Raw genomic sequence first — 19,002 nt, 5'->3', positions numbered from 1 at the left:
GACTACGCGGTCTCAGTGATCGGCCGGTCCACCCAGCTCATCAGGTCGCGCAGCTTCTTGCCGGTGATCTCGATGGGATGCTCAGCATTCTCCTTGCGCAGCTGCTCGAGTTCCTTGTTGCCGCCCTCAACGTTGGCCACCAGCTTCTTGACGAAGGTGCCGTCCTGGATCTCGCGCAGGATCTCGCGCATCCGCTCCTTGGTGCTGGCGTCGATCACCCGCGGACCCGACAGGTAGCCGCCGAATTCCGCAGTGTCGGACACCGAGTAGTTCATCCGCGCGATCCCGCCTTCATACATCAGATCGACGATCAGCTTGAGTTCGTGCAGCACCTCGAAGTACGCCATTTCCGGCGGGTAGCCCGCCTCGACCATCACGTCGAACCCGGCCTTCACCAATTCCTCGGTGCCGCCACACAATACGGCCTGCTCACCGAACAGGTCGGTCTCGGTCTCGTCCTTGAAGGTGGTCTTGATGACGCCGGCGCGGGTGCCGCCGATGGCCTTGGCGTACGACAGCGCCAGCGCCTCACCGTTTCCGGTCGGGTCCTGGTCGACGGCGATCAGGCAGGGCACACCCTTGCCGTCCACAAACTGGCGGCGCACCAGGTGACCGGGCCCCTTCGGCGCGACCATAGCCACGGTGACGTCGGCGGGCGGCTTGATCAGGTTGAAGTGGATGTTGAGGCCGTGACCGAAAAACAATGCGTCACCGGACTTCAAGTTGGGCGCGATATCGGATGCGAATATCTCGGCCTGAGCGGTATCGGGAGCCAGCAGCATGATCACGTCGGCCCACTTGGCGACGTCGGCCGGCGTGCCGACGTCCAAGCCCTGCTCCGCCACCTTGGCCCGCGACTTGGAGCCCTCCTTCAGCCCGACGCGCACCTGCACGCCGGAGTCGCGCAGGCTCAGCGAGTGGGCGTGGCCTTGGCTGCCGTAGCCGATGACGCCGACCTTGCGGCCCTGGATGATCGACAGGTCTGCGTCGTCGTCGTAGAACATCTCTAATGCCACTGTTGCGTTTCTCCTTGTTAGTTATTTGACAGTGCCGATACACCGCGGGCCGCGGGCCAACGACACCATTCCGGATTGGGCGATTTCGCGGATACCGAACGGCTCCAATACTCGCAGCAGCGCCTCGAGCTTGCCGCGGTTGCCGGTGGCCTCTACGGTCAATGATTCCGGAGATACGTCAATCACGTTGGCGCGGAAGAGGTTTACCGCTTCGATCACTTGGCTACGGGTACCGGCGTCGGCGCGGACCTTGATCAGCGCCAATTCCCGGGACACCGAATGATCCTCGTCCTGTTCGATGATCTTGATGACGTTGATCAGTTTGTTCAGCTGCTTGGTGACCTGTTCGAGTGGGGTCTCCTCGCAGGCAACCACGATGGTCATCCGCGACATGTCCTTCTGCTCGGTCGCGCCCACCGCCAACGATTCGATGTTGAAACCGCGCCGGGAGAACAGCGCCGCGACGCGCGCCAGCACGCCGGGTTTGTCTTCGACCAGGACCGACAGCGTGTGCGTCTTAGGCGACCCGTTCACCATCAGGCGTGCCCTTCACTTTCGTCGTCGAACAGGGGACGGATGCCGCGGGCGGCCTGAATCTCGTCGTTGCTGGTGCCGGCCGCCACCATCGGCCACACCTGCGCGTCGGCGCCGACGATGAAGTCGATCACCACCGGGCAGTCGTTGATCGCCCGAGCCTGGTTGATCACGTCGACAACGTCTTCCGCACGCTCGCAACGCAATCCGACGCAACCCAACGCCTCGGCCAGCTTGACGAAGTCGGGGATTCGGTGCGAGTGGGTGGCCAGGTCGGTCTGGGAGTAGCGCTCCTCGTAGAACAGGCTCTGCCATTGGCGCACCATGCCCAAGTTGCCGTTGTTGATCAACGCCACCTTGATCGGTATGCCCTCGATGGCGCAGGTGGCCAGTTCCTGGTTGGTCATCTGGAAACAGCCGTCGCCGTCGATCGCCCACACCTCGGTGTCTGGCAACGCGATCTTGGCTCCCATGGCCGCCGGGATGGCAAACCCCATGGTGCCCAGCCCGCCGGAGTTCAGCCAAGTCCGCGGCTTTTCGTACTTGATGAACTGCGCCGCCCACATCTGGTGCTGGCCGACGCCGGCGACATAGACGGCGTCCGGGCCGGCAATCTCGCCCAGCTTCTCGATCACGTATTCCGGACTCAGGCTGCCGTCGCTTTGCGGACCGTAGCTCAGCGGATAGGTCTTTCGAACGCCGTCGAGATACGCCCACCAATCGCTGAGCTCGAGGGTCCCCGGAATGTCGTAGTGGCGCAGCATCGCGATGAGCTCGGAAATGACGGCCTTGACGCAGGCCACGATGGGGACATCGGCGTGCCGGTTCTTGCCGATCTCGGCCGGGTCGATGTCGGCGTGGATGACCTTGGCTTCCGGGGCGAAGGAGTCGAGCTTTCCGGTGACCCGGTCGTCGAAACGGGTGCCCAGCGCGACCAGCAGGTCACTACGCTGCAGCGCTGCCACGGCGGCCACCGTGCCGTGCATGCCGGGCATGCCCAGGTTCTGCCGATGGCTGTCCGGAAACGCTCCGCGAGCCATCAGTGTGGTGACCACCGGGATGCCGGTCAGTTCGGCCAGTTCCCGGAGCTGCTCGGTCGCCTCGCCGCGGATGACGCCGCCGCCCACGTAGAGCACCGGCTTGCGCGCGGCGGCGATCAGCTTGGCGGCCGCGCGGATCTGACGGTTGTGCGGTTTGGTGTTGGGCTTGTAGCCGGGCAGATCCATCCGCGGCGGCCAGCTGAACGTGCACTGGCCCTGCAGCACGTCCTTGGGGATATCAACGAGCACGGCTCCGGGACGACCAGATGCCGCGATGTGGAACGCCTCGGCGATCACCCGGGGAATTTCATCGCCGGTGCGGACCAGGAAGTTGTGCTTGGTGATCGGCATCGTGATACCGGAGATGTCGGCCTCCTGGAAGGCGTCGGTGCCGATCAGCCCGCGGCCGACCTGACCGGTGATGGCGACCACCGGTATCGAGTCCATCTGCGCGTCGGCCAGCGGCGTCACCAGGTTGGTCGCACCCGGGCCCGACGTCGCCATGCACACCCCCACCCGGCCGGTAGCGTGCGCGTAGCCACTGGCGGCGTGGCCGGCGCCCTGCTCGTGGCGCACCAGCACGTGGCGCAGCTTCTGCGAGTCGAACAGCGGGTCGTACACCGGCAATACAGCACCGCCCGGAATCCCGAAGATGATGTCGACGTCGAGCTCTTCCAGGGACCGGATGACCGCCTGGGCCCCGGTAAGTTGCTGCGGTGCAACATGTCTGGGTTGGGGCACCGACGGTTTGGCGCCGTTTTCCCCGCCTTGCGATGTCGGTGGGTGGGGCTTCGCTGGTGCGCTCACTGTCCTGTTAATCCTTTATTGCGGTGGCGGTCTCGTTGGTGGGCAACAAAAAACCCCCGCCAGCTCAAGCTGCTGCACGAGGGTTGCGCGTTGGTGCTCGATCGACCTAGTCAGGCACCAACGCGCCGACCAAGTACTACAAGCATTGTGGGGAGCATTCCGGGCTCTCCGGCGGTATCCATAGCGTCTGACGGTAGCCTTCGTACAGCTCAACCGTCAAATCCGGGGTGGTCACACGGCCGCGGGTGTGGGTGGTACCGCGCGGCCGCGGCCTGGCACGCGCACGGTGGAATGATATGAGGGTGGTTACTGGCTCACCGGTGGTGATCAGGGTGTCACCGATCGCACACCTGGCCGTGGGATTTGCGACCCTGGGACTGCTCATACCCGTACTGGCGTGGCCGCCGAGTGCGCCGCTACTGCTCATCCCGGTGCTGTTGTCGGCGTTGATCATCCGGCTGCGCACGGTCGCCGACGACCAAGGGGTGACGGTGCGGACCCTGCTGGGTAGCCGGACGGTGCCCTGGAACGACATCGACGGCCTGCGATTCCACCGGGGGTCCTGGGCGCGCGCCCGCCTCAAGGACGGTACCGAGCTGCGATTGCCCGCGGTCACGTTCTCGACCCTGCCGCAATTGACCGAGGCCAGTGCGGGGCGGGTTCCCAACCCCTACCGGTGAGGACGTTCAGGCCAGCGGGTTGACGCCGTTGAGGAACACCCACACGGCGATCCCGGCGGCGATGCCGGCCAGCAACGCCACAAATGACCCGATGAAAGGCCGTTGGGACCAACCGCGGCCCGCGTCGAGGCCGTAGCGGCCGGGGCCGCTCAAGATGACGGCAACAGCCATTACCACCAGAGAGATCTGGTATTCGTTCCCGTCCGGCAGGAAGTAGGTGAAGTGCGAATGCGACCGGGCCGAGACCATTGCGAGCAAACCATTGATCAGGAAGGCCAGTGCTCCCGCCGCCGCCAGTGGGGTGAACAGGCCCAGCACCAACAGCACTCCGGAGACGATCTCGCCGCCGGCACCCACATAGGCGAGGATGTCGGCGTGCTGATAGCCGACGTCGGACAGTGAGTTCTTGAATCCGGTCACCCCGGAGCCACCCCACCAGCCGAACAGCTTCTGCAATCCGTGGGCTATCAGGACCGCGCCCAGCCCGACGCGCAACACCAGCAGACCCAGATGCTGCGTCCCGCGCCGGCCGGCGGCGCGGACTCGCTCGTCGTCCTCGTCGATGTCGATCGCGGGTGCTGACTGCATCGGCCGCACCGACGGCTGCGGCTGGGCGTATGGAAGTGGCTCCTGCGCCTCTATCAGGTGGTATCCCGAGTTGACGACACCGGAATTGGCGGGGTCATAGGGCGGGATGACGGTGGTGGTACCGGTATTTCCGAAGTCGCCAGAGTAGCTGCCGGGGCTCAAATCGTCTTCGGGGTCGACCAGGCTTGCCGAAACGGGGCGTCCCGCGGTTGGCCCCGGGGAACCGTCCGGCCGCTGCCAATGTGAATCATTCGAACTGGTCACTCGTGCCAGGGTAAGGGCATTTAGTCGTGAATTTGGGATTTGAGCGGCGCTTTCACCTGTTGAGTCGGCACTTCGTGCGCCGCGCGCCCCGCCGGAGGCCCCAAATCGGGCTTCGAGAGACCACCCACGGGTGATCGAGCCTGCGATGCGGCGGTGGCGGGTGGCGGTGGCAGGTGGCGGTGGCGCAGCCAAAGTCCGTAGCCTGTCGGTCATGCGGATACGGCGGTCGGTTCGGTGCGCGCTCACCGCGTTGTGTGCGGTGATGCTGGTCGCGAGCGGCTGCGCGCGGTTCAACGATGCCCAATCGCAGCCTTTCACCACGAATCCCGAACTTCGGCCGCAGCCCAGCTCGACGCCTCCCCCGCCACCGCCGCTGCCTCCCACGCCATTCCCGAAGGCATGTCCGGCACCGGGCGTCATGCAGGGCTGCCTGGAGAGCACCAGCGGCCTGATCATGGGTATCGACAGCAAAACCGCCCTGGTCGCCGAGCGGATCACCGGCGCGGTCAAGGAAATCTCGATCAGCGCCGAGCCCAAGGTGAAGATGGTCATCCCGGTCGACCCGGCCGGTGACGGCGGCTTGATGGATATCGTGCTGTCGCCCACTTACTCGCAGGACCGGCTGATGTATGCCTACGTCAGCACGCCTAGCGACAACCGCGTCATCCGGATAGCAGACGGCGACGTCCCGAAGGACATCCTGACCGGCATTCCCAAAGGAGCTACCGGTAACACCGGGGCGCTGATTTTCACCAGCCCCACCACGCTGGTTGTCATGACCGGCGATGCGGGCAACCCGGCGATGGCCGCCGATCCCAATTCGTTGGCTGGCAAGGTCCTGCGCATCGAACAACCCACGACCATCGGACAGGCGCCGCCGACGACGGCGCTGACCGGAATCGGCTCGGGTGGCGGCATGTGCATCGATCCCGTCGACGGCTCGCTCTACGTCGTCGATCGCACGCCCGGGGCCGACCGGCTACAGCGCATCACCAAGAAGTCGGAGGTCTCGACGGTGTGGACCTGGCCGGACAAGCCCGGCGTGGCCGGGTGTGCGGCCATGGACGGCACCGTGCTGGTCAACCTGATCAATACCAAGCTGACGGTTGCCGTCCGGCTCGCGCCGTCGACCGGCGCGGTGACGGGCGAACCGGACGTCGTCCGTAAGGACACGCACGCGCATGCCTGGGCACTGCGGATGTCGCCGGACGGCAACGTCTGGGGTGCAACGGTCAACAAGACCGCCGGCGATGCGGAGAAGCTCGACGATGTGGTGTTTCCGTTGTTCCCGCAGGGCGGCGGATTCCCACGCAACAACGACGACAAGACCTAGCCCGGTCGGCGCAAACTCACGCCTGTCACAGCAACCACACGAGCCTCCGCAGGTAGGGGTACGGGTTGTGCCCGGCTATCAGCGACAACTCCGACCCCACGCAGCGTGTCGCAGAAGGTGGGCACATTGTGCACCGACCTACCAGGGACTCATGTGGCACATGTGATTTCTGAAATGCCAGGACACCGCTGTGGTAATGCCCGCTCAGCAACTGATCAAGGTACGTCAAGGGTGAACCGCACGCCGTATCGGCGGGTCACCTCGGTGGGTTCGTAGAACCGCCGCGTCGGTTCCTCGTGGCCGGGGTCGAGGTCGTCGATGTCGGAGAGGTAAAGCAGTTCGTCGGAGCACTCGGGAGCCCAGACGCTCACCGGCTCCAGCAGGTAGCACACGTGGTCTCCGACATCGCTGCGACTCACTGTCCTGCCGACGAACCACGCCACCGCGTCGTCGAGAATCGGCATCCCAAACGGGCCGGCGCGCCATGCGCACCGAGCGAATTTGTCGGTGTCGTCCGCCGTTTGAGTGGCGAACAGTTCGGCCAGTGCTCGATGGTGTTGCGCCAACAAATGCACCGCCACATAGTCAGATCGGCCGGCCACCTCGGCGGTGCGGTTACTCCTGGGCATGCCGATCATGAAACTCGGGGGCTGCACGCTCGTTTGAGTGGCGAAGCCGACCAGACAACCCGAAGGGTGACCATCGGCCTGGGTTGTCACCACGAATACCGGGGAATCCAGCATCGTCATCAGGTCGTCGAACGATTCATCGATCACCTCAACATCATGAATCGCGACGACCTCTTTCGACACCTTTCGTAGCGAACTCGTAGAGACCAGTCGGCGAACCGGCAGCCGGGCTAACCCTGCCCGCAGGCCGCCAACACCAACTCGCGCACCCGGGCCGCGTCGGCCTGCCCGCGGGTGGCCTTCATCACCGCGCCGACGATCGCGCCCGCCGCAGCCACCTTGCCGCCCCGAATCTTCTCGGCCACATCGGGATTGGCGGCCAGAGCCTCGTCGACCGCAGCCTGGGTCACCGAGTCGTCGCGGACCAGCTCCAAGCCGCGGGCGGTCATCACCTGCCCGGGTTCGCCCTCTCCGGCCAGCACACCTTCCACGACCTCGCGGGCGAGCTTGTTGGACAGCTTGCCGTCCTCGACCAACCGCACGACGGCCGCGACCTGGGCGGGCGTGATGGCCAGTTCGTCCAGCCCGACACCGGCCTCGTTGGCCTTCTGTACCAGGAAGTTCCCCCACCACGAGCGCGCCTCCTTGCTGGAGGCTCCGTGCTTGACGGTCTCGGCGACCAATTCAACCGCGCCGGCGTTCACCAGATCCCGCATCACCTCGTCGGAAATGCCCCATTCCTGCTGAATTCGCTTGCGGCTCAACCACGGTAACTCGGGAATGGTTCGACGCAGTTGCTCGACCAGCTCGCGGCTGGGTGCGACAGGCTCCAGATCGGGCTCGGGGAAATACCGATAGTCCTGTGCGGTCTCCTTGGTGCGGCCGGGGCTGGTGTAGCCGGCCTCGTGGAAGTGCCTGGTCTCTTGGGTGATCTGGCCGCCGGCCACCAAGATGGCAGCCTGACGCTGCATCTCGTAGCGCACCGCGACCTCGACACTTTTGAGCGAGTTGACGTTTTTGGTTTCGGTTCGGGTACCGAATTCGGTTGTGCCCCTGGGCTTTAGTGACACATTGGCGTCGCAGCGCATCGACCCCTGGTCCATTCGCACGTCGGATACGTCCAACGCCCGCAACAAGTCTCGCAAGGCGGTCACATAGGCGCGGGCGACCTGCGGCGCACGTTCTCCGGCTCCCTCAATGGGTTTGGTCACGATCTCGATCAGCGGCACGCCGGCACGGTTGTAGTCGATCAGCGACGTCGTCGCCCCGTGGATGCGGCCAGTCTCGCTGCCGATGTGGGTCAGCTTGCCGGTGTCTTCCTCCATGTGAGCGCGCTCGATCTCGACTCGCCAGGTGGTGCCGTCTTCCAGCGGCGCTTCGAGGTAACCGTTGATGGCGATCGGCTCGTCATACTGCGAAATCTGGTAATTCTTCGGCATGTCCGGGTAGAAGTAGTTTTTCCGGGCAAAGCGGCACCAGGAAACGATCTCGCAGTTCAGCGCCAGGCCGATGCGGATCGCCGACTCGACCGCGGCCCGGTTGAGCACGGGCAGCGAACCGGGCAGCCCCAGACACACCGGGCACACCTGGGTATTCGGCTCCGCACCGAACGCCGTGGCGCAGCCGCAGAACATCTTGGTCGCGGTGGACAATTCGACGTGAACTTCCAGTCCGAGGACCGGATCGAAGCGCGCGACGACGTCGTCGAAGTCCAGCAGGTCGGCCCCTGAAGCCCGGGCAGCAGCAGTCATGGGCTCGATCCTAGTGCCGAGCGGGAAAGGCGCCGCGCCGACCGTGAGCCCGGACGACGCGCTACACCCGCTTTGGAAACATGTCCGCCAACGTGGCCGCCAGCTCCAGGTGCGCGCGCCGGCTTTCCTTGCCCAACCGGTCCAGACCTATTTCCTTGCCCGCATGTATGTGCCGATCGAACGGCAGGACAACCGTGGCCGCCACGTCGGCCGACAACTGCTCGAGTTCCTTACCGGCCAAGGTGCTCGGCCTGCCCGGTTCGGTGTGGTTTACCGCTAACACCGCCGCCGAGAGCAGCTTGTGATATCCGTTGTTACGCAACCATTCCAGCGTGATTCTGGTCTTTCGTATCGCGTCGATCGAGGAGCTGGTAACGACCACCAGGGCCCGCGATTCCGGCAATACCGCTTCCATCGCGCTGGACTCGAGCGCCTTGACGCAGTCCACCAGTACCACCGAGTAATGCTTGCGCAGAATGGAAAACACTTTGACGACGTCGCTGCGCTGCACTCGCCAATTGCTCTTTGCATATTCGGGCAGGCCGAGCACTTCCAGCCCGCAGCTGTTCATATAGGTATGCGCACGCACGTCCGGATACCTTGTGACCGAATCGTCCATAAGCAGGTCCACCATATTTAGCCGACTGCGGCGGCCATGCCGGTCGGACAAATCGCCGCCGTCGATGTCGACGGCGACCACCCGGTCGTTGCGCACCTGCGCGAAAGTTGAGCCGAGCGCCTCGACGACCGCGGTCTTGCCCACCCCGCCTTTGAGGTTGAGCACGGCAATGGGAAACGCGCTTCCGACCGCGGCGCGGACGCGCTCGCGCAGCTCACGTTCGTAAGCCGGGCCTTTGCCGGGGCCGAAGTCTCTCCGGCTGATCCGCCAGATCAGGTCTCGCCAGCTGAATCCGCCCGTATCGTCGGTGTGCTGCTGGTCGAAAACATCGAGTGCCATCCCACCCGGGGCCCGCTCACGAGGAGGCGGCGGCGCGATCGGTGTCGCTGCGGGGGTCCGAGCGGTCGACCAGGGCGCTGCGGGCGACGAACGGTAGACAGGAGTATGGCGGCGGTTGACCCGCGGGACCGTGGTGGACGCCCACTCGGCCGGAGGACGCCGACAGGGCGGGGCCGTAGGCCGCACCGGCGGCACCGAGCGCGCCGCCGGTGCGGCGGCCTGAGGCAGGTCTCCGCGACCAGGATCGCGGTTGCTCATACCCCACGGTATAGCCGGGCTGAATTGCCCGAAAACCGCAAATAGGACGGATTCCGGAAATGCACACAACAGGCAAGCAAGAATTAGCCCGCCGTTCAGCCCGCGCTACCGGATGTTCGACGAATTTCGAGCGATCGGTGCGAAACGCCGACGTCAGCCGAAGAAAGCGGCGGCGTCGTCGTAGCGGCTCTGCGGCACCAGCTTGAGTTGGCGAACCGCGTCCGCCAGGGCGACACGGCCGATATCTTGTCCGCGCAGCGACACCATCTGGCCGTACTCGCCCGCGTGTGCGGCGTCGGCGGCGTTGACGCCGAAGCGGGTGGCCAACACCCGGTCGTAGGCCGTGGGGGTCCCACCTCGCTGGACATGGCCGAGCACCGTTACCCGGACATCCTTGTTGATCCGCTTCTCCACCTCGGCGCCCAACTGCGCGGCCACCCCGGTGAAACGCTCATGGCCGAACTCGTCAATCCCGCCTTCGCGTAACTGAATGGAGCCGGCGACGGGTTTGGCGCCCTCGGCGACCACGCAGATGAAGTGCGAGTCTCCGCGCTGGAAGCGCTGTTTGACGAGCCGGCACACCTCCTCGACGTCGAAGGGCTGCTCGGGGATCAGCGTCATGTGAGCACCGGAGGCCAGACCGGAGTTCAGCGCGATCCAGCCGGCGTGGCGGCCCATCACCTCCACCAGCATCACCCGCTGATGGGATTCGGCGGTGCTATGCAGCCGATCGATGGCTTCGGTCGCCACCGTCAACGCCGTGTCGTGCCCGAAAGTCACGTCGGTGCAGTCGATGTCGTTGTCGATGGTCTTCGGCACACCCACCACCGGAACGTTCTCCTCCGACAGCCAGTGCGCCGCGGTCAACGTGCCTTCCCCACCGATCGGGATCAGCACGTCGATGCCGTTGTCGTCCAGGGTCTGCATGATCTGGTTCAGGCCGGCGCGCAGCTTGTCCGGATGCACGCGCGCGGTGCCCAGCATCGTTCCGCCTTTGGCCAGCAGCCGGTCGTTGCGGTCGTCGTTGCGCAGCTGCATGCGCCGGTTTTCCAGCAATCCGCGCCACCCGTCCTGGAACCCGACCACCGACGAGCCGTACCGGGCATCGCAGGTGCGCACCACGGCCCGGATGACGGCGTTGAGGCCGGGGCAGTCGCCGCCTCCGGTGAGAAGTCCAATCCGCATGCCATCATCTTGCACCGCGGCCGGCTCGGGCCGCGAGCAGACGCGGGATCGCACGCCCAAGGTCGGCGCAGTGCGATTCCGCGTCTGCTCGCCCTGAGAGGGCGCCCTGAGATGGCGGCCTTAGATGGCGCTCGGCAGCGGGCCGCGGGCTGCCTCGTAGGCGGCTCCCACCCGGTAGAGCCGGTCGTCGGCCAAGGCCGGCGCCATGATCTGTAACCCGACCGGCAGCCCGTCGTCCGGGGACAGCCCCGACGGCACCGACATGCCGCACTGTCCCGCCAAATTCAGCGGCAATGTGCACAAGTCGAACAGGTACATCGCCAGCGGGTCGTCGACCTTCTCCCCCAACGGAAACGCGGTGGTGGGAGTCGCGGGCGAGACCAGCACGTCGACCGATCGATAGGCCTCGTCGAGATCGCGGGCGATCAGCGTGCGCACCTTCTGGGCCTGGTTGTAGTAGGCGTCGTAATAGCCCGCCGACAACGCATAAGTGCCAATCATGATGCGGCGCTTGACTTCCGGGCCGAAGCCGGCCGCCCGGGTCATGGCCATCACCTCTTCGGCGCTGTGCGTGCCGTCGTCTCCGACCCGCAGCCCGTAGCGCATCGCGTCGAAGCGGGCCAGGTTGCTCGACACCTCCGACGGCAGGATGAGGTAGTAGGCGGCCAGCGCGTGGTCGAAATGCGGGCAGTCGACCTCGCTGACCTCAGCGCCCAGAGAGGTCAGCTGCTCGACCGCCGCCTGAAACGACGCCAGCACACCAGGCTGATAGCCCTCACCGCGTAGCTGCTTAACCACCCCGATGCGCACCCCGCGCAGGTCACCGGACGCGCCGGCCCTGGCGGCGGCCACGACGTCGGGCACCGCGGCGTCGACGGAGGTGGAGTCGCGGGGATCGTGCCCGGCGATCACCTGATGCAGCAGCGCGGTGTCCAGCACCGTGCGCGCACACGGCCCGCCCTGATCCAGCGACGACGCGCAGGCCACCAGCCCGTAGCGCGACACCGTGCCGTAGGTCGGTTTGACGCCGACGGTCGCCGTGAGCGCGGCCGGCTGCCGGATCGAGCCCCCGGTGTCGGACCCGATGGCCAGCGGCGCCTGGAATGCGGCCAGCGCCGCGGCGCTGCCCCCGCCGGAGCCCCCGGGTACCCGCTCGACATTCCACGGGTTACGGGTGGGGCCGTAGGCGGAATTCTCGGTCGAGCTGCCCATCGCGAACTCGTCCATGTTGGTCTTGCCCAGGATCGGGATGCCGGCCTCGCGCAACCGCGCGGTGACGGTGGCGTCGTAGGGCGACCTCCAGCCCTGCAGGATCTTGGAGCCGCAGGTGGTGGGCATGTCGATGGTGGTGAACACGTCCTTAAGCGCCAGCGGCACGCCGGCCAGCGGCGACGGCAGCTGTTCGCCGGCGGCCAGTGCCTGGTCGACGGCAGCCGCGGCGCTCAACGCCTGGTCGGCGGCGACATGCAGGAAGGCGTGGTAGCGGTCGTCGGTTGCCGCGATCTGGTCCAGGCAGGCCTGGGTGAGTTGGGTTGACGACAGCTCCTTGGCGGCGATCATGGCGCCCAGCGCGGCGGCGTCGGATCGGATGATGTCGCTCACTCGGTGTCCCCCAGGATCTGCGGGACGGCGAAGCGGCCGTCGACGGCCTCCGGCGCCGCGGCCAGCGCCTGCTCCTGCGTCAGGCACGGCGCGATCTCGTCGGGGCGCGTGACGTTGACGTCCTTGAGCGGATTGTCGGTGGCTTGCACGCCGGTGACGTCGACCGCCTGGATCTGGCTGACGTGCGCCAAGATGGCGTCGAGTTGACCGGCGAAGTGGTCGAGCTCATGGTCGGTCAGCGCCAGACGGGCCAGCCGGGCCAGATGGGCCACCTCGTCGCGGGAGATCTGGGACACGAGCGAAAAGCCTAACCTTGCGACGATGCGCAGGGCGGTGCCGGGCGCTCACATGCCGGTGGCAAGGTCGGCGTTTTCGCCACATCAAGCGATTTGGGGTTTGCACGGCCGGAATGAGGTGGCGATACTCAAGCGATTCGGGCACTATCAGTTGCCGGCCCGAAGTCGAAGCGAGGCTTATGGACGCGCAACTCGGTCGTTATCGGCTGCTTCGGCGGCTAGGCGCCGGTCGCTTCGACAGCTACGAGGCCGAAGACACCACTACCGGGCACCGGGTGCTGTTGCGCCTCTTGGGACGAGTGGATCGCAGCGATCCGATGGCCTTGAGGGTGCAAAAGGAGGCGCGCATCCTGGCGCGACTGCTGGCACCGACCGGCGAACCGCATCTGGTGCTGGCCGACGAGGTGGGTGAGATCGACGGGTGGCGCTATCTGCGGATGCCCTTTGTCGACGGCATCGATCTTGACACCATGTTGGATCGCGGCGGCCCGCCAAGCCCGGCACGGGCGGTGCACATCGTGGGACAGATCGCCGCCGCGCTCGACGCCGCCCACACGACCGATGCCGTGCTGCGCGACGTCAGCCCAGGGAAAATACTGGTGACTCGTGACGATGTCGCATACCTCGTTGGCCAGTCGAGCGTGTCGGGCACCGACAGCGAGGCCTCCGGCGAAGTGATCGGCCGGCGCTTCTATGACTATCTCGCTCCTGAATGCTTCGCGACTCCCGATGTCGAGGCACCGGCCAACCGATACTCGCTGGCATGCATCCTGTACGCGTGCCTGACCGGTGCGCCGCCGTTCCCCGGCACCATCGAGCAGCAAGTCACCGGGCACCTGACCAAGGATCCGCCCAAGCCCAGCGCCGCAAATCCCTTGGTGCCGAAAGCCTTTGACGAGGTCGTCGCACGCGGCATGGCGAAAGACCCGCATAGTCGCTACCCCAGCGCAGCAGAGCTGGCCGCGGCGGCCGCCGCCGCGTTAAGCGCGACGCCGGCGGTCGACTCGCCGATCGGAGACCGGCCGCAGACGCGCCAGTCGCAGTCCACAGACTGCGTAGCCTGCGGGCGCAGTGTTGTCGAGGGCACGCAGGCGGGGTCCGGCGAACACATCTGCATGGACTGCCGGCAGCGAGGACTGCCGCGTGAGTTGGTGCGACGACTCGTCGGGGGGCACGGCGGCGCGGTCACCATCGCCGGATACACCTTGCTGAATCAGGTGAGCGGCGGGTCCGGACCCGCCTTCCGCGCCCGCTCGCAACACACCGGCGAGGTATGCGCACTACGGGTCGTTCCCCGGGCCGCGGTCGCACCCGAAGAGCTCGCGAAACCACGGCCGTTCGGGGACCTGGCGGGTTTTCGTCACGCCAATGCCGTCACTCCACGGGCAGCTCTGCCCGTCGGAGAATTCTTGCTCGTCGTTACCGAATACTGGCCGGGAGAAACGATCGAACAGCTGGTTTTGCGGCTGGGATCACTCACCGTCCGCCAAGCCGTGTCGCTGGTCCTGCCCTGTCTCGATGCACTGACCTACGCACACGGCTTTCCTCGGATCGACGGGTCGGTCGGCATCATGCACCGCAACATCACGCCGACCAAATTCGTGTTGACCTGGTCCGGCGGCGAACCGGTCACCAAGCTTGTCGACTTCGGGTTCGCGACGGAGGTTTCTGTTGACCCATCGTTCACACCGCGCCCGCAGGTCACCGAACCCGCGCGGGCACCCGCGCGCGACGTCGACACGTGGCAGATGGCCGCATGTCTGTACTACATGTTGACCGGAACTCCGCCGCGAGTTGCCGCTGTCGGCAAAGACCCCGCCGACGTGGTAATGAGCACCATGCCCGTTCCGATCCGACGGATAGACCGCAACATTCCACGCCCGGTGGCCGCCGTCATCGACGAAGCCCTCATCGACGCGCCGCATATCGGCATCCAAGACGCCGGCCACCTCACGCTCGCATTGCGTAAGGCGGTATTCGGGCGCCACGGCTGAAGTGCCCCCGGCCCGCCCGCCGAAATGCCACGGATACATCCCTGTGCAACAGTGTTGGCCGTGCCGTCGTATCTGTTGCGCATCGAGCTGGTGGACCGCCCCGGCAGCCTGGGGTCGCTGGCGGTTGCGTTGGGTTCGGTGGGCGCCGACATCCTGTCGCTGGACGTCGTCGAGCGCAGCGCGGGCTACGCGATCGACGACCTGGTGGTCGAATTGCCGCCGGGCGCGATGCCGGATCGGCTGATCACCGCCGCCGAGTCAATGACCGGCGTCCGGGTGGACAGCCTGCGCCCCCACACCGGGTTGCTGGAAGCCCACCGCGAGCTGGAGCTTCTCGACCACGTCGCCGCAGCCCGCGACAATGCGTCCAGACTGCAGGTGCTTGTCAACGAGGCGCCCAGGGTGCTGCGAGTGAGCTGGTGCACGGTGTTGCACAGCACGGAGGGCGCCTTACACCGGCTGGCGGGCAGCCCGGGCGCACCGGAAACCCGCGCCGATTCGGCCCCCTGGCTGCCGATCGAACGCGCCGTGCCGCTCGACGGCGGCGCCGACTGGGTGCCCCAGGTCTGGCGTGACATGGACACCGCGATGGTGGCGGCACCGTTGGGCGATCCGCATATGGCGGTGGTGCTGGGGCGGCCCGGCCCGGAATTCCGGCCGTCGGAGGTGGCCCGCCTGGGCTATCTGGCCGGAATCGTGGCGACCATGCTGCGCTGACCACGCCGCTGTCGACGCGAGCACCAACCAGGCGGCGCGAGGTTGCATCCCTGCCGACAGCTGGTCACCGGCGCGCCTCGGGCTGGCCTCGCCGACCGGTAAGCAACCGGGCGATCCGCAGGGTGGCCCACAGCCCATAGAGGCCCGCACGCTGCGACACCAGACCGGACACGGGTGCCAGGACCACGTGGCGCATCCCCGCGTCAGCGAAGGCCCGCAGCTTGGCCGCCACCTGTTGCGGAGTTCCCCACAGCAATGGCCCCTCGGTCATCACGGCATCCGGCACGGCGGCAATGGCGGCCTCGATCGCCCGGCGATTGTGGCGGTCGGGCACGAAGTTGACAAACGCATCGAAGTGCGCCCCGAGAGGGTGCACGGCACCGGCCTGCCGCCACACTTCGGCGGGCGCAACGAGCCCCAGCAACCGGATGGCTTTGGTGTCGAGCATGGCCCGCGCCTCCCGCTCGGTCGCGCCGATCACCGCGAACCGCTGCAGCGCCGGGGTGATCGAGGCGGCGTCTCGCCCAGCCTCGGCGGCCGCCGCCCGCACCGCCGCCAGCTTGGCCGCATACTCCTGCGGCGAGACCACCGTGACGGGGTACCACCCGTCGCCGTAGCGTCCCGTGAGCCGCAGCATCCGCGGACCGTGCCCGCCGACCCAGATCTGCGGTACCCGGCCGCGCGGGGCATCGAGGTCCATTGTCGCCCGGTCGAGTCGAAAATGCTTGCCGGAGAATGTGATTGGTCCTCGCGTCGACAGGCACAGGCGGATCACCTGCAGCGCCTCCTCCAGTCGGGTGACCGGCTCGGAGAAGTCGAGTCCGTACGGGTCGATATTCATGCGCTCGCCCGCGCCGATACCCAGGATGGGCGCGCGCCGGGTGAGGTGAGACAGCGTCAGCATGGCCTGGGCGATGAGGACGGGGTGACGCCGGATCGCCTCGGTCACCCCGACGCCCAAGCGCAGTCGCCCGGCCCGCGACGCGAGATAGCCCAGCAGAACCTGGTAGTCGAAAAACTCGTGTGGGCTCTGATCTTGCGCGGCAAGCCAAGTGAGGTCTTTGTTCCAGATGACGCGCGGCACGGCGCTCTGGAAGTGGTCGATGAGCATCACCGACTCCAGCCGCGCCGCCCGTGCCGCAAGCAAATACGCCCGAGCGCTGCTCAATGGCGGCTGCGTCCCGATCTGCAGGCCCACCGAGATTGCCGAGCTGTTCATAAGCGTTCTCGCCGCGGTGAACCCGGGCGCTGGTCAGGGGACACCGGCGGGGCCCTGCGCCAACAGCTCGCGAAAGCCGTCCTCGTCGAGAATCGGCACCCCGAGCTCGACGGCCTTGTCGTATTTCGATCCCGGGGAATCTCCGGCGACGACATAGGACGTCTTCTTCGACACCGAGCCGGCGGCCTTGCCGCCGCGCGCGACGATCGCCTCCTTGGCCTCGTCACGAGAGAACCCGGTCAGCGAGCCGGTGACCACCACGGTCAGGCCGGCCAGCGTGCGCGGCACGCTTTCGTCGCGTTCGTCGGCCATCCGCACCCCGGCGGCCCGCCACTTGTCGACGATCTCGCGATGCCAGTCGACGGTGAACCACTCCGAGACGGCGGCGGCGATGGTTGGCCCCACGCCCTCGACGGCGGCCAGCTGCTCGGTGGATGCGGCAGCGATGGCTTCCAGAGTGCCGAATTCGGTGGCCAGCGCACGGGCAGCCGTCGGCCCGACGTGGCGAATGGACAGCGCCACCAGCACTCGCCACAGCGGCGCGGCCTTGGCCTTGTCGAGGTTGGCCAGTAGCCGTTTGCCGTTGGCCGAAAGCGCGCCGGCCTTGGTGCGGAACAGCTCGGTGCGCAACAGGTCGTCTTCGGTGAGCGCGAAAAGGTCGCCCTCGCTGGTGATCACCTCCGCTTGCAACAGCGCCACGGCCGCCTCGTAGCCCAGCACCTCGATATCCAGCGCACTGCGGCTGGCTACATGGAACACCCGCTCCCGCAGCTGCGCGGGACAGCGCTGGGAGTTGGGGCAACGAATGTCGGCGTCGCCTTCCTTCTCCGGCGCCAGCACGGTACCGCACTCGGGACATGTTGTGGGCATGACGAATTCGCGTTCGGACCCGTCGCGCAGGTCGACCACGGGTCCCAGCACCTCGGGGATCACGTCGCCGGCTTTGCGGATCACCACCGTGTCGCCGATGAGCACACCTTTGCGTTTGACCTCCGAGGCGTTGTGCAACGTGGCCTGCGCGACCGTCGACCCGGCGACCTTCACCGGCGTCATGAACGCGAACGGCGTGACCCGCCCGGTGCGCCCGACGTTGACCCGGATGTCGAGCAGCTTGGTCTGCGCCTCCTCGGGCGGGTACTTGTAGGCGATCGCCCAGCGCGGCGCCCGCGACGTGGAGCCCAGCCTGCGCTGCAGTGCCACGTCGTCGACTTTGACCACCACGCCGTCGATTTCGTGGTCCACCTCGTGGCGATGCTCGCCCCAGTAGTCGATGCGCTCCTGCACGCCTGCCATGTCGTTGACCAGCATGGTGTGCTCGGAGACCGGCAGCCCCCAGACGCGCAGCGCCAGGTACGCCTGGTGCAGGGTGGCCGGGCGAAAACCCTGGGTATGGCCCAGCCCATGACAGATCATCCGCAGCCGCCGCCGCGCCGTGACCGCCGGGTCCTTCTGGCGCAGCGAACCCGCCGCACTGTTGCGGGGGTTGGCGAACGGCGCTTTGCCCTCCTCGACGAGGCTGGCGTTGAGCGCCTGGAAGTCGGCGACCCGGAAGAACACCTCGCCGCGGACTTCGAGCACCTCGGGGACCGGGTAGTCGTCGCTGGGGCTGAGCCGTTCGGGGACGTCGTCGATGGTGCGCGCGTTGAGCGTGACGTCCTCGCCGGTGCGCCCGTCACCTCGAGTCGAGGCACGCGTCAACCGGCCCTGCTGGTAGACGAGCGACAGTGCCACGCCGTCGATCTTGAGCTCGGTGAGGTAGCTGGCAGCATCGCCGATTTCGGCGTAGATGCGGGTGGCCCAGGCGCCGAGTTCCTCGGCACTGAACGCGTTGTCGAGGCTGAGCATTCTTTCCAGGTGGTCAACCGGCTCGAACTCCGTCGCAAAGCCCGCGCCGCCGACCAGCTGCGTGGGCGAATCGGGCGTGCGCAGCTCCGGATACTCTTCCTCGAGCGCTTCCAGCCGGCGCAGCAACTCGTCGAATTCGGCGTCGGTGATGATCGGCGCATCGCGTACGTAGTAGCGGAACTGGTGTTCGCGGACCTCCTCAGCCAGCTCCTGCCATCGATGCAACACGTCGGGCGGCGTGGTGTCGGCTTCGGACGAACTCACCCTGGCAGGCTAACTGAGCCCG

General features: G+C 66.6%; 16 protein-coding genes. 4 read left to right on the top strand and 12 right to left on the bottom strand.

Annotated features, from left to right (window positions below):
* Positions 1-2 precede the first annotated feature (2 nt).
* The 3 genes from ilvC to EET10_RS08590 are packed head-to-tail and all read right to left on the bottom strand — an operon-like array spanning position 3 to position 3,397.
* Positions 3-1,004, bottom strand: coding sequence for a ketol-acid reductoisomerase (gene ilvC, locus EET10_RS08600; RefSeq protein ID WP_099188708.1), 1,002 nt, complete (start codon positions 1,002-1,004; stop codon positions 3-5).
* 33 nt (positions 1,005-1,037) lie between these two features.
* Positions 1,038-1,553 carry an acetolactate synthase small subunit gene (gene ilvN, locus EET10_RS08595; protein WP_036406804.1) on the bottom strand — a complete coding sequence of 172 codons (516 nt, stop codon included), beginning with the start codon at positions 1,551-1,553 and terminating at the stop codon, positions 1,038-1,040.
* Entirely contained in the window at positions 1,553-3,397 is a 1,845-nt protein-coding gene (locus tag EET10_RS08590) for an acetolactate synthase large subunit (protein ID WP_036406801.1), read from the bottom strand. The genes ilvN and EET10_RS08590 overlap by 1 nt, the downstream gene beginning before the upstream one ends.
* 296 nt (positions 3,398-3,693) lie before the next feature.
* Here EET10_RS08590 and EET10_RS08585 point away from each other — a divergent pair, with 296 nt between their 5' ends.
* A complete protein-coding gene (locus EET10_RS08585) occupies positions 3,694-4,077 on the top strand; it encodes a PH domain-containing protein (protein ID WP_036406859.1) in 384 nt (127 codons plus the stop codon).
* 6 nt (positions 4,078-4,083) lie between these two features.
* Here EET10_RS08585 and EET10_RS08580 read toward each other — a convergent pair whose 3' ends face one another.
* On the bottom strand, positions 4,084-4,929 hold the full coding sequence (locus EET10_RS08580) for a DoxX family protein (RefSeq protein WP_122502055.1): 846 nt from the start codon (positions 4,927-4,929) through the stop codon (positions 4,084-4,086).
* Positions 4,930-5,140: 211 nt separating this feature from the next.
* Here EET10_RS08580 and EET10_RS08575 point away from each other — a divergent pair, with 211 nt between their 5' ends.
* Complete coding sequence (locus EET10_RS08575; protein WP_051490760.1) at positions 5,141-6,262, top strand: PQQ-dependent sugar dehydrogenase; 1,122 nt, start codon at positions 5,141-5,143, stop codon at positions 6,260-6,262.
* Between the two features lie 215 nt (positions 6,263-6,477).
* Here the strand turns inward: EET10_RS08575 and EET10_RS08570 are convergent, their stop codons facing one another.
* The 6 genes from EET10_RS08570 to gatC form a co-directional block, all read right to left on the bottom strand.
* Positions 6,478-7,074: a flavin reductase family protein gene (locus EET10_RS08570; RefSeq protein WP_218028447.1), complete on the bottom strand. Its 597-nt coding sequence runs from the start codon at positions 7,072-7,074 to the stop codon at positions 6,478-6,480.
* 47 nt (positions 7,075-7,121) lie between these two features.
* Positions 7,122-8,642: an Asp-tRNA(Asn)/Glu-tRNA(Gln) amidotransferase subunit GatB gene (gatB, locus tag EET10_RS08565; protein WP_036406795.1), complete on the bottom strand. Its 1,521-nt coding sequence runs from the start codon at positions 8,640-8,642 to the stop codon at positions 7,122-7,124.
* Positions 8,643-8,703: 61 nt separating this feature from the next.
* Positions 8,704-9,600: a MinD/ParA family ATP-binding protein gene (locus tag EET10_RS08560; RefSeq protein WP_036406793.1), complete on the bottom strand. Its 897-nt coding sequence runs from the start codon at positions 9,598-9,600 to the stop codon at positions 8,704-8,706.
* A gap of 411 nt (positions 9,601-10,011) precedes the next feature.
* The gene (locus EET10_RS08555) at positions 10,012-11,043 is read right to left on the bottom strand and encodes an ATP-dependent 6-phosphofructokinase (protein WP_036391910.1); all 1,032 of its coding nucleotides are present in this window, start codon (positions 11,041-11,043) and stop codon (positions 10,012-10,014) included.
* Positions 11,044-11,163: 120 nt separating this feature from the next.
* Complete coding sequence (gene gatA, locus EET10_RS08550) at positions 11,164-12,645, bottom strand: Asp-tRNA(Asn)/Glu-tRNA(Gln) amidotransferase subunit GatA (RefSeq protein WP_063466927.1); 1,482 nt, start codon at positions 12,643-12,645, stop codon at positions 11,164-11,166.
* Positions 12,642-12,941 carry an Asp-tRNA(Asn)/Glu-tRNA(Gln) amidotransferase subunit GatC gene (gene gatC / locus EET10_RS08545; RefSeq protein WP_036406791.1) on the bottom strand — a complete coding sequence of 100 codons (300 nt, stop codon included), beginning with the start codon at positions 12,939-12,941 and terminating at the stop codon, positions 12,642-12,644. The genes gatA and gatC overlap by 4 nt, the downstream gene beginning before the upstream one ends.
* 179 nt (positions 12,942-13,120) lie before the next feature.
* Here gatC and EET10_RS08540 point away from each other — a divergent pair, with 179 nt between their 5' ends.
* Complete coding sequence (locus EET10_RS08540; RefSeq protein WP_051490759.1) at positions 13,121-14,935, top strand: protein kinase domain-containing protein; 1,815 nt, start codon at positions 13,121-13,123, stop codon at positions 14,933-14,935.
* Positions 14,936-14,995: 60 nt separating this feature from the next.
* A complete protein-coding gene (locus EET10_RS08535) occupies positions 14,996-15,652 on the top strand; it encodes an ACT domain-containing protein (RefSeq protein WP_122447195.1) in 657 nt (218 codons plus the stop codon).
* 64 nt (positions 15,653-15,716) lie between these two features.
* Here EET10_RS08535 and EET10_RS08530 read toward each other — a convergent pair whose 3' ends face one another.
* Positions 15,717-16,871 (bottom strand): LLM class flavin-dependent oxidoreductase, encoded by a 1,155-nt coding sequence (locus EET10_RS08530; protein ID WP_036406788.1) that lies wholly within the window; start codon positions 16,869-16,871, stop codon positions 15,717-15,719.
* A 33-nt stretch (positions 16,872-16,904) separates the two neighbouring features.
* Positions 16,905-18,980: an NAD-dependent DNA ligase LigA gene (gene ligA, locus EET10_RS08525; RefSeq protein ID WP_122502053.1), complete on the bottom strand. Its 2,076-nt coding sequence runs from the start codon at positions 18,978-18,980 to the stop codon at positions 16,905-16,907.
* Positions 18,981-19,002 lie beyond the last annotated feature (22 nt).

Source organism: Mycobacterium pseudokansasii, from assembly GCF_900566075.1.
GTDB lineage: Bacteria > Actinomycetota > Actinomycetes > Mycobacteriales > Mycobacteriaceae > Mycobacterium > Mycobacterium pseudokansasii.
Note: the sequence above shows the minus strand (reverse complement) of the source record. Positions and strands in the feature narration are given on the sequence as shown.

What these genes read in the sequence shown, in the direction of transcription:
- ilvC (WP_099188708.1), bottom strand. Translation starts at nt 1,004, where the DNA reads ATGTTCTACGACGACGACGCAGACCTGTCGATCATCCAGGGCCGCAAG.
- ilvN (WP_036406804.1), bottom strand. Translation starts at nt 1,553, where the DNA reads ATGGTGAACGGGTCGCCTAAGACGCACACGCTGTCGGTCCTGGTCGAA.
- EET10_RS08585 (WP_036406859.1), top strand. Translation starts at nt 3,694, where the DNA reads ATGAGGGTGGTTACTGGCTCACCGGTGGTGATCAGGGTGTCACCGATC.
- EET10_RS08575 (WP_051490760.1), top strand. Translation starts at nt 5,141, where the DNA reads ATGCGGATACGGCGGTCGGTTCGGTGCGCGCTCACCGCGTTGTGTGCG.
- gatB (WP_036406795.1), bottom strand. Translation starts at nt 8,642, where the DNA reads ATGACTGCTGCTGCCCGGGCTTCAGGGGCCGACCTGCTGGACTTCGAC.
- EET10_RS08560 (WP_036406793.1), bottom strand. Translation starts at nt 9,600, where the DNA reads ATGGCACTCGATGTTTTCGACCAGCAGCACACCGACGATACGGGCGGA.
- EET10_RS08555 (WP_036391910.1), bottom strand. Translation starts at nt 11,043, where the DNA reads ATGCGGATTGGACTTCTCACCGGAGGCGGCGACTGCCCCGGCCTCAAC.
- EET10_RS08540 (WP_051490759.1), top strand. Translation starts at nt 13,121, where the DNA reads ATGGACGCGCAACTCGGTCGTTATCGGCTGCTTCGGCGGCTAGGCGCC.
- EET10_RS08530 (WP_036406788.1), bottom strand. Translation starts at nt 16,871, where the DNA reads ATGAACAGCTCGGCAATCTCGGTGGGCCTGCAGATCGGGACGCAGCCG.